At 33.1% G+C, this 10243-nt stretch carries 10 protein-coding genes; all 10 read left to right on the forward strand.

Translation table 11 applies throughout. The features are described 5' to 3' along the window. Positions 1 to 408 precede the first annotated feature (408 nt). Positions 409 to 1875 (forward strand): Na+/H+ antiporter NhaC, encoded by a 1467-nt coding sequence (gene nhaC / locus VKY41_RS09205; RefSeq protein WP_500814154.1) that lies wholly within the window; start codon positions 409 to 411, stop codon positions 1873 to 1875. A gap of 141 nt (positions 1876 to 2016) precedes the next feature. Beyond that, complete coding sequence (locus VKY41_RS09210; RefSeq protein ID WP_500814155.1) at positions 2017 to 2655, forward strand: peroxiredoxin; 639 nt, start codon at positions 2017 to 2019, stop codon at positions 2653 to 2655. Positions 2656 to 2781: 126 nt separating this feature from the next. Then, complete coding sequence (locus VKY41_RS09215) at positions 2782 to 3090, forward strand: thioredoxin family protein (RefSeq protein ID WP_500814156.1); 309 nt, start codon at positions 2782 to 2784, stop codon at positions 3088 to 3090. A 6-nt stretch (positions 3091 to 3096) separates the two neighbouring features. Continuing rightward, on the forward strand, positions 3097 to 3354 hold the full coding sequence (locus VKY41_RS09220; RefSeq protein WP_500814157.1) for a DUF6952 family protein: 258 nt from the start codon (positions 3097 to 3099) through the stop codon (positions 3352 to 3354). Between the two features lie 228 nt (positions 3355 to 3582). Next, entirely contained in the window at positions 3583 to 4089 is a 507-nt protein-coding gene (gene tpx / locus VKY41_RS09225; protein WP_500814158.1) for a thiol peroxidase, read from the forward strand. Then, positions 4082 to 4450 (forward strand): diacylglycerol kinase, encoded by a 369-nt coding sequence (locus VKY41_RS09230; protein WP_500814159.1) that lies wholly within the window; start codon positions 4082 to 4084, stop codon positions 4448 to 4450. Before tpx ends, VKY41_RS09230 begins: the two co-directional genes overlap by 8 nt. 112 nt (positions 4451 to 4562) lie before the next feature. Continuing rightward, complete coding sequence (locus VKY41_RS09235; protein ID WP_500814160.1) at positions 4563 to 6926, forward strand: FtsK/SpoIIIE family DNA translocase; 2364 nt, start codon at positions 4563 to 4565, stop codon at positions 6924 to 6926. A 70-nt stretch (positions 6927 to 6996) separates the two neighbouring features. Continuing rightward, the gene (gene lolA1 / locus VKY41_RS09240; protein ID WP_500814161.1) at positions 6997 to 7635 is read left to right on the forward strand and encodes an outer membrane lipoprotein periplasmic chaperone LolA1; all 639 of its coding nucleotides are present in this window, start codon (positions 6997 to 6999) and stop codon (positions 7633 to 7635) included. 7 nt (positions 7636 to 7642) lie between these two features. Continuing rightward, positions 7643 to 9517 carry an LptF/LptG family permease gene (locus VKY41_RS09245; protein ID WP_500814162.1) on the forward strand — a complete coding sequence of 625 codons (1875 nt, stop codon included), beginning with the start codon at positions 7643 to 7645 and terminating at the stop codon, positions 9515 to 9517. A gap of 33 nt (positions 9518 to 9550) precedes the next feature. Continuing rightward, positions 9551 to 10243, forward strand: a 693-nt coding sequence (gene ribB / locus VKY41_RS09250) for a 3,4-dihydroxy-2-butanone-4-phosphate synthase (RefSeq protein WP_500814163.1), incomplete at its 3' end; no start/stop codon positions are given.

Consider the following 10243-nt stretch of genomic DNA (forward strand, 5'->3'; position numbering starts at 1 on the left):
ACATCTAAAACAGAAGATGGATCCGGATTAGTAGTACCAATACCTACTTGTGCCGAAACTTTAAAAAAGAAGACAAAAAACAAACTTAATAGAATGATATTTTTATGGAAGTTCATGATTTATAAAATTATACTACTAAAGATAAAGCACAGAAACTAAACTTCAATAGTCTAAAAGGTTATTTCGACAAAACCGATACTTTCAAAGTTATAATACACACATCGCCAAACATAGTTGCATTTACATCGAAACAAACCATTGATTTTCAGTAAAAACAATCAAAATAATACATTTATTCTCACGCATTAAAAAGAATAATTATTTTATACATAGGAAGGGGAATTGAAAGCATTTGCATACTTAATGTGAAAATCGTAACATTACAATCCCATTTAACTAACTAAACAAATGCAAGACGATAAATACCAAAGTGAAATTGACATAGAAGATCAAACAATAATAAATAACGAAGAATTAAGTATTTGGGAAGCCCTTATACCCGTAGTTCTTTTAATGATGATGCTTGCCTATAACATCTTTTATGCTGACGGTGAAGCTTTAGGTGAATATTCTAATCAGTTTATTTTATTAATTGGTGGTGGAATTGCTGCTATTGTTGGTTTTTTCAACAAGGTTAAAATCAGCCTTATGTTAAAAGAAATTTGGGAAAACTTAAGAAGTGTTTTTACACCAATTTTGATTTTATTTTTGGTGGGTGCATTAGCCGGAACTTGGCTAGTTAGTGGTGTTATCCCTGCCATGGTTTATTATGGTTTACAAGTATTGAGTCCTACAATATTCTTACCGGCATCAATTATTATTTGTGCCGTAATTTCAATTGCCACAGGCAGTTCTTGGACTACTTCGGCAACAGTTGGTATTGCACTAATTGGGATAGGTGGCGCTCTTGGCATTCCTGTTGGAATGATAGCTGGAGCAGTTATTTCTGGTGCTTATTTTGGAGATAAAATGTCTCCATTAAGCGATACAACGAACCTTGCCCCTGCCATGGCTGGTACAGATTTGTTTACTCATATCCGTTATATGACCTATACCACCATACCCACCTTAATAATTACCCTAATTGCTTTTTCTATTATAAGTTTAAATATCGACACAACTGGTACTGCTGATTTAAGCAGTTTATTAAGTAGTATTGAAAACACCTTTCACATTACACCCTTATTATTTATTGTTCCCTTAGTAGTAATTGCTCTTATCCTATTAAAAACAAAGCCTTTAGTTGCTTTAGGAACCGGAGTCTTACTTGCAGCTGTTTTCGCATTTATATTTCAGCCTAGTATTTTAGACGGATTAGGAACTTCTAAATTCAATGCCATACTAAATGCTATACTTACAGATTCTCAAATAACAACAGACAATGAAAAACTAAACGATTTGTTTTCTGCCGGAGGCATGAAAGGAATGATCTGGACCATACTTTTAATTTGTTGTGCTATGGTTTTTGGCGGCACCATGGATGCTATTGGATCTTTGTCGAGAATAACTAAAGCTCTACTTTCTGTAGCAACTACCGTTTTTGGCTTATTTGCAAGTACGGTTATAAGTTGTTTAGGTTTAAATACTATTGCTAGTGATCAATATTTGGCAATAGTAATTCCTGGGAAAATGTTTAAAAAAGCCTATCAAGATAAAGGATTAGCACCTGAAAACTTAAGTAGAACCTTAGAGGACTCAGGAACTGTTACTTCGGTACTAATTCCATGGAATACCTGTGGCGCTTATCAATCTGGTGTTTTAGGGGTTGGAGTTAGCGAATATTTCGTGTATGCCATTTTTAATTGGCTAAGCCCATTTACCACCTTGTTTTTTGCTGCTCTTCAAATAAAAATAAAACAACTATCTGACAAATAAATTAATCTTATCGATTTTCTCTGCTGCTATAAGTTAAATCTATCTAACAATAAAATCTTAATATTTCATTAGCTATTAAATTATGCCTTTCTAGCTTATATTTGTAGTAAAGAAATTTATTAACAATTAAATATAAAAAACATGGCATTAGTAGGAAAAAAATTCCCAGATTTAAACGTTGACGCAATGAATGAAATGGGCGACACTTTTAAAGTGAACGTTCTAGAAGAAGCAGTAAACAACAAGAAAAAAGTAGTTTTATTCTGGTACCCAAAAGATTTCACTTTTGTATGTCCAACTGAATTACACGCTTTCCAAGCAGCTCTAGGTGAATTTGAAAAGAGAAATACCATTGTAATTGGTGCTTCTTGTGATACTCCTGAAGTACACTTTGCATGGTTAAGCACATCTAAAGATAATGGAGGAATTGAAGGTGTAACTTACCCTATTCTTGCAGATAGCAACAGAAACCTTTCTAGCATTTTAGGTATTTTAGATATTAAAAATGAAGTATACGACGAAGAAACTGGCACCGTTCAAGTAGAAGGTGACAACGTAACATACAGAGCTACATACATCATTGATGAAGAAGGTACAGTACAGCACGAGAGCATTAACAACATGCCATTAGGTAGAAACGTTAATGAATATTTAAGAATAATCGATGCTTTAACTCACGTACAAGAAAAAGGTGAGGTTTGTCCAGCAAACTGGGAAGAAGGTAAAGACGCTATGCAGCCAAATGCAAAAGGTACTGCAGCTTATTTAGCTTCACACTAAAACAAAATTTTCCAACTTTTAAAGTTCCATATTCCAATCACAATGTATTGGAATATGGAGTTTAAAAGTGGAATAAAAAAACAGCCTGCCTGTCGGCAAGACAGGGGATTAAAAAAATTATAAGATATGGTACAAGAATTAAGTCAAGACAATTTACAGGATATTATAAACAATAACGACTCGGTTGTTGTTCAGTTTTCTGCATCTTGGTGTGGGAATTGTAGAATTATGAAACCTAAATTCAAGAAATTAGCTTCAGAAAACGAAGGTAAAACCTTTGTTATAGTAGATGCTGAAAAGTTTACCGAATCTAGAAAACTTGCAACTGTTGATAATTTACCAACCTTTGCTACCTTCAAAAAAGGAGATTTCGTAAATCAGGTGCAAACAAATAAAATTGATGTGTTAAAAGAATTGGTAGACAATTTAAACTAATTATATATGAAACTACCTATAATAAAACATCTTACACAATTTATCGAGGAGAATGATGAAGATTTTGTAATAGAAACTATAGAAACCCTCGAAGCTCTAACAGAAGTTCCTTCATTAAAAGATGAAGAATTAGACGTTATTGGAGAACTTATCTCTAATATGTACGGTGCTATTGAAGTGAACAAAATGATAAAAGAAGGAACACCTCAAAAAGAAGCATTAAACAGCTTTATGAAACGTGTTCTTGGTTCTATAGATAAATAGAACTTTAGATATAAATAATAAAAGCCTCTTAAACTTCCATTTAAGAGGCTTTTTCATTACATGACTTGGCTAAAATATTTCCGTTTTATTCTTTAAAATCTTTAGTAACTTGCTAAAACAACACGGTCTATAATTTTTTCAATAAATTTCTTCTATAAATCTTAAAAACCATAGAAGGGAACTATTAATAATTTAGTATTTTTATACAATTAAAAAAATATAAACATTATGGCAACAGTAACCTTACACGGAGACCCAATACAAACATCTGGAACACTTCCTAAACTTGGAACAAAAGCTCCAGATTTTAAATTAACATCAACAGATTTAAAAACGAAATCTTTAAGTGACTACTCAGGTAGTAAAGTTGTATTAAATATATTTCCAAGTGTAGACACAGGAACCTGTGCTCAATCTGTTAGACAATTTAATACTGAAGCTTCAGAATTAGTAAATACTAAAGTGTTATGCATTTCTAAAGATCTTCCATTCGCATTAAACAGATTTTGTGGTGCTGAAGGTTTGAACAATGTTATTTCCTTATCTGATTATAAAGATGGTAATTTTGGGAAAAGCTATGGCTTAACATTTACCAATGGACCTTTAGAAGCCTTACTTTCTAGATGTGTTGTAGTTTTAGATGAAAACGGTAATGTGAAATATACAGAGCAAGTTTCTGAAACAACTGAGGAGCCAAACTACAAAGCTGCACTTGAAGCTTTAATGGATGAATAACAAAGAGTCTTTTTTTGTAAATAGAGTTAAAAGTGTAGGATATGCTTTTAAGGGTGCGTGGATTTTGATAAAAACAGAAGCTAGTATTAAAGTTCAGGTTTCCATTGGTATTCTCATGACGGTTCTAGGTTTTTGGGTTGGATTAAGTTCCACTGAATGGATCCTTCAAACTTTAGCTATTGGTTTAATTTTAGCTGTTGAAGGAGTAAATACAGCTATTGAAGAGATCGCAGATTTCATTCACCCGGAATACCATCCAAAAATAGGACTTATTAAAGATTTGGCAGCTGGCGCCGTTTTTATAATAGCCATAACCGCAATGATAATCGGTTCTATCATTTATTTTCCTAAGTTTTTTTAAATACTTTTACCATTAGGATAAACGTTAGTAATTTGTATTTTTGCTGCATTGAGCAAAATATTCAAAAACCTCAATTTACAATTAAATCATTTCTGCGTTTCTGAAATTATATATGGCAAAAAAGAAATCTACCAAATCAAATAAACCTAAGTTTAAATTCCGAGAACTTAAGTTATCAAACCAACAAAAACTTGTGTTAGGTAGCTTTTTAGTTCTTCTTGGTATTTTGCTTTTTATTGCCTTTTTTTCTTTTCTGTTTACAGGAAAAGTAGATCAAAGCACATTAACAGAATTTACATCTAGAGAAGTAAAACCAGAAAATTGGCTCAACAAAACAGGTGCATGGATAAGCGATTTCTTTATTCATCGTGGCTTTGGAATTGCCTCCTTCATATTTGCAGGACTTATTTTTCTTTCTGGAGCATTTGTTCTTTCTAATTCGAGTCTTAAAAAACTAAGAAGACATTGGTTTTGGGGGCTCCTTATTATTACATGGTTTTCCATTCTATTTGGTTTCTTTACAGAACATGTAGATTTTCTAGGTGGTACTATTGGTTTTGAAATAAACTCATACCTACAAGATTATTTAGGTAAAATAGGTACTACCCTACTTCTTATTTTCTTATTGATAACTTATTTAGCCATTAGGTTTAAAGTAACTGCCGAAACCTTTAAAAATCTCTTTCAGAAGGCAAGCAATGATATTAAAAAAGAATTTAAACCCTCTAATGAAGATGTTGTAAATCCTTTAGATAACGATTTAACCGCTGAAGCTGAAGACATAAAAGCTGCTTTCAATTTAAAACCGGAGTCTGTTCCTGTTGAAGTTAAGGAACAAGAATCTCCTTTAACTCCAGATAAACCGAAAAAAGAACCCGTTTTTGAAGAACCAGAAATGACTATTGAAGTTGAAGAAATTCCAGAAGAAATTTCAGAAACCGATAACCTTGCTAACCAATTGGTGGAAGACTATGGTCAATTCGACCCTACTTTAGAGCTTAGAAACTACCAATTTCCATCCTTAGATTTATTAAAAAAATATGATTCCGAAGGAATTACAATTAATCAGGAAGAGTTAGAGGAAAACAAAAACCGAATTGTAGATACTTTAAACAACTACAAAATTGGTATTGCTAGTATAAAGGCTACAATTGGTCCTACAGTTACGCTTTATGAAATTGTTCCAGATGCTGGAGTTAGAATATCAAAAATTAAAAACTTAGAGGACGATATCGCACTCTCGCTATCTGCTCTAGGAATTCGAATTATTGCTCCAATTCCAGGAAAAGGAACTATAGGAATAGAGGTTCCTAATAAAAACTCTACCATTGTATCCATGAGATCTGTAATTGCATCGCAAAAATTCCAGAAATCAGACATGCAATTGCCAGTAGCTTTAGGTAAAACAATTAGCAACGAAACTTTTGTAGCCGATTTAGCTAAAATGCCGCATTTATTAATGGCTGGAGCAACAGGGCAAGGGAAATCGGTTGGACTGAATGCTGTTTTAACTTCACTATTATATAAGAAGCATCCGGCTGAAGTTAAGTTTGTATTGGTGGACCCTAAAAAAGTAGAATTAACCTTATTCAATAAAATAGAACGACATTATTTAGCAAAACTTCCAGACAGTGAAGATGCTATTATAACCGATAATACAAAGGTTATTCACACTTTAAATTCGTTGTGTATTGAAATGGACAATCGCTACGAAATGCTAAAAAATGCCTTATGCAGAAATATTGCCGAATACAACGAAAAATTTAAAGCACGTAAACTAAACCCAGAAGAAGGCCATCAATTTTTACCATATATAGTTTTAGTGGTTGATGAGTTCGCCGATTTAATAATGACCGCTGGGAAAGAAGTTGAGACTCCAATAGCCCGTTTAGCACAATTAGCTCGTGCCATTGGAATTCACTTAATTATTGCAACACAACGTCCTTCCGTTAACGTTATTACTGGTATAATTAAAGCCAACTTCCCAGCAAGAATTGCTTTTAGAGTAACTAGTAAAATAGATTCTAGAACCATTTTAGATGGCTCTGGAGCCGACCAACTGATTGGACGTGGAGATATGCTTTACACCCAAGGTAACGAAATGATCCGAATCCAATGTGCCTTTGTTGATACTCCGGAAGTTGAAAGAATAACTGAATTTATAGGTTCGCAAAAAGCTTATCCGGATGCTTATTTATTACCTGAATACGTTGGAGAAGAAAGTGGCACAAGTCTTGATATAGATATATCCGAGAGAGACAAATTATTTAGAGAAGCTGCCGAAATTATTGTTGTTGCTCAACAAGGTTCTGCCTCACTTTTACAACGGAAGTTAAAATTAGGTTATAACCGTGCTGGACGTTTAATCGATCAGTTAGAAGCAGCAGGAATTGTTGGTGGTTTTGAAGGTAGTAAAGCAAGACAAGTTTTAGTACCTGATTTAGTTGCTCTCGATCAATTGTTAGAGAATGAATAAATTTAATTAAGTAAGTTTCTTTATCTATTAACCTTAATCAAGATAAAAAGAAATGAATAAAAACAATTCAATGAAAAAAGTAACGATTATTTTAGCACTTTTAATTAGTACCGTATCCTTTGCTCAAGATAGTAAAGCAAAAGCGCTTTTAGACGAAGTCTCTCAAAAAGCTAAAAGCTACGAAAATATATCCATAGACTTTAAGTATGCTTTAGATAATACCGCCGAAAACATCAAGCAAGAAACCCGAGGAGATGTGGTGTTGCAAGGTGAAAAGTACAGGTTGAATATTTTAGGAGCCACCCGAATTTTTGATGGTAAAACACTTTACAGTATTAGCCCAGATGATGAAGAAGTAACTATTTCTTCAGATAACCCAAACGATGAAAACAGCATTACCCCTAGCAAAATGTTAACCTTCTATCAAGATGGTTATTCCTATAAAATGGATATCATACAAGATGTAAAAGGAAGGAAAATTCAATATGTAAAATTAACACCTATCGATTCAAATTCTGAAATAAAATATGTGTTATTAGGTATTGATGCTCAAACCAAACATATTTACAATTTAATTGAGGTTGGAAAAAACAGTACAAAAACAACTTTAACTGTTAATTCTTTTAAAACTAATGAACCTATTTCAAAATCCTTATTTACTTTTGACAAGAATAAGTATAAAGATTACTACATTAATAAATTGGATTAAGTAACTCTTGAAGATTTTAGACAGATACATACTAACCTCCTATCTAAAGACTTTTATCAGCGTGTTTATTATACTCATGCTGATTTTTGTTTTACAAACCATCTGGCTCTACATTAAAGAGTTGGCTGGCAAGGACTTAGACATGGTAGTAGTTGCTAAATTCTTACTGTATTTTTCTCCAAAATTAATACCTTTAGTACTACCCCTTACAATTTTACTAGCTTCCATTATGGTGTTTGGAAGTTTTGCTGAAAACTATGAGTTTGCAGCCATGAAATCTACAGGGATTTCCCTGCAAAGAGCCATGAAAGGGCTTAGTATTTTCATTGTGGCATTGGGAATAACAACGTTCTTTTTCTCAAACAACGTTATCCCGTGGGCTGAATACAATTCTTATAATCTTAGAAAAAATATTGCCAAATTAAAACCCGCTATGGTTATTGCCAAAGGTCAATTTAATGAGGTTGGAAACGAATACAATATTAAGGTAGAAGATAAAACTGGAGATAGAGGCCAATTTTTAAAAGAAGTACTTATACACCAAAAGAAAGGAACTCATTCGGGAAATTATACAACTATCTACGCCAAAACTGGTGAATTACAAGGCGATGAAGACTCCGATGTATTACAACTCATCCTTTTTGATGGCTATTTTTATGATGATACACCTCCTAAAGATCATAAAAACAGGCAAAAAAAACCAATGACTAAAAGTCAATTCAAAAAGTATACTATCAATGTAGATTTATCGAACCTAAACAATGTTGATTTAGAACAAAAAGACATTAGTGATAAATACAACATGTTAAACATTCGCGATTTAAGTTATACTATTGATACTCTAAGAATTGATAAAGATAAGGACATCCAGGAATTAGCTTCAGATTTATATAGTAGAAGTAATTTCCCTAATATGAACAAAGGTATTTCTATTGACAAAGAGAATACTTACCAGTCTAACATTTTAGACTTATATAGCAATAAAGACAAAGTACAACTAATTGAATTGGCCCAAAACGTCTTTAAAAGCACAAACCAAATCATTCAAGTTAAAGAGCAAGGATTTAAAAATAAAGGAATTTGGCTTAATAGACATATCATTGCCCTACACGAAAAATTAGCTTTAGGTTTTGCCTGTATTATTTTGTTTTTTGTTGGAGCTCCGTTAGGTGCTTTAATTAGAAAAGGTGGAATAGGCTTACCAATGGTTGTCGCTATTCTACTTTTCCTAACCTATCATTTTATAGGAATTTTCGCTAAAAACAGTGCTAAAGACGGAAGTTTGGATCCAGTCTTCGCCTCTTGGTTTTCTACGCTTGTTATGTTGCCTTTAGGTATTTATTTAACCAAACGTGCTACGGAAGACCGTGGTTTATTTGAGTTCGACCATATCATAGAACCAATTAAAAAGCTTTTAAGAATTAAGGATAAAGAAGATACTGAAACTTCTTCACCTGACCTTCCAGAAGCTGTAAGAGAGATTATAAACGAAAAACAAGAAGATACGCTAGAACCATTAGTACCTGTTAAAAGCTACGGTATTATAAGAAAAAAGCATGAAGACTATAAGGAATATGCTAAAATCACTCTTGTTTTATACATTATAGGAGCCATCTTATTACCTCTTTATTTTATTTTAAGAAACAATAAATTAGAAGAAGTTGCAGAGGTTTGCCTTCAATTAAGTATTATTTCCTTTATAGTTTATTTTATTTACTACTTGGTTTCTTATTTCAATCTGCTATCTATTTACAAGCTCATTGACTTAAAAGGAGTAACTAAAAACCCGATTACCTTACTACTTAGTTTTGTTTTTTATCCTTTAACCCATTACTTAAGAAGGAACAAAATTAAAGAAGACCTTTCTGTTAGATTAAAATAAGCCATATCTTTGCACCACATTTAAATAACGACTATGTCCACGCTTAAAATGCCAAAAAGCACCTCGAAAATACAGTTAAATACCATAGAAGAAGCCATTAATGATATTAGGGCTGGTAAGGTAATTATTGTAGTTGATGATGAAGATAGAGAAAATGAAGGCGATTTCTTAGCCGCTGCCGAAATGGTAACTCCTGAGATGATCAATTTTATGGCCACACATGGGCGCGGACTTATTTGTACTCCTTTAACAGAGAATCGTTGTAAAGAGTTGGAGTTAAACCCGATGGTTCACAACAATACGGATCCATTAGAAACAGCGTTTACCATCTCGGTAGATTTAAGAGGAAATGGGGTAACAACTGGTATTTCTGCAGCTGATAGAGCGAAAACAGTAAAAGCTCTAGTAGACGATAATACAAAACCTTTTGACTTAGCAAGACCAGGACATATTTTCCCGTTAGTTGCGAGAGAAGGTGGCGTTTTACGAAGAACGGGGCATACAGAAGCTGCTATTGATTTTGCACGCCTAGCTGGATTAAAACCTGCTGGAGTTATTGTTGAAATCATGAATGAAGATGGTACTATGGCTCGTTTACCTCAACTGGTGGAAGTGGCAAAAAAATTCGATTTAAAAATTGTTTCCATTGAAGATTTGGTGGCTTACAGAATGCAACACGACTCGTTAATTGAAAAGAAAGAAGATTTTGATATAGTAACCCGATTT

Source organism: Xanthomarina sp., assembly GCF_035306605.1.
Classification (GTDB): Bacteria; Bacteroidota; Bacteroidia; order Flavobacteriales; family Flavobacteriaceae; genus Xanthomarina.

Bases quoted from the DNA above. Each gene is read 5' to 3' on its own strand.
- nhaC (WP_500814154.1), top strand. From the start codon at position 409: ATGCAAGACGATAAATACCAAAGTGAAATTGACATAGAAGATCAAACA.
- VKY41_RS09210 (WP_500814155.1), top strand. From the start codon at position 2,017: ATGGCATTAGTAGGAAAAAAATTCCCAGATTTAAACGTTGACGCAATG.
- VKY41_RS09215 (WP_500814156.1), top strand. From the start codon at position 2,782: ATGGTACAAGAATTAAGTCAAGACAATTTACAGGATATTATAAACAAT.
- VKY41_RS09220 (WP_500814157.1), top strand. From the start codon at position 3,097: ATGAAACTACCTATAATAAAACATCTTACACAATTTATCGAGGAGAAT.
- tpx (WP_500814158.1), top strand. From the start codon at position 3,583: ATGGCAACAGTAACCTTACACGGAGACCCAATACAAACATCTGGAACA.
- VKY41_RS09230 (WP_500814159.1), top strand. From the start codon at position 4,082: ATGAATAACAAAGAGTCTTTTTTTGTAAATAGAGTTAAAAGTGTAGGA.
- VKY41_RS09235 (WP_500814160.1), top strand. From the start codon at position 4,563: ATGGCAAAAAAGAAATCTACCAAATCAAATAAACCTAAGTTTAAATTC.
- lolA1 (WP_500814161.1), top strand. From the start codon at position 6,997: ATGAAAAAAGTAACGATTATTTTAGCACTTTTAATTAGTACCGTATCC.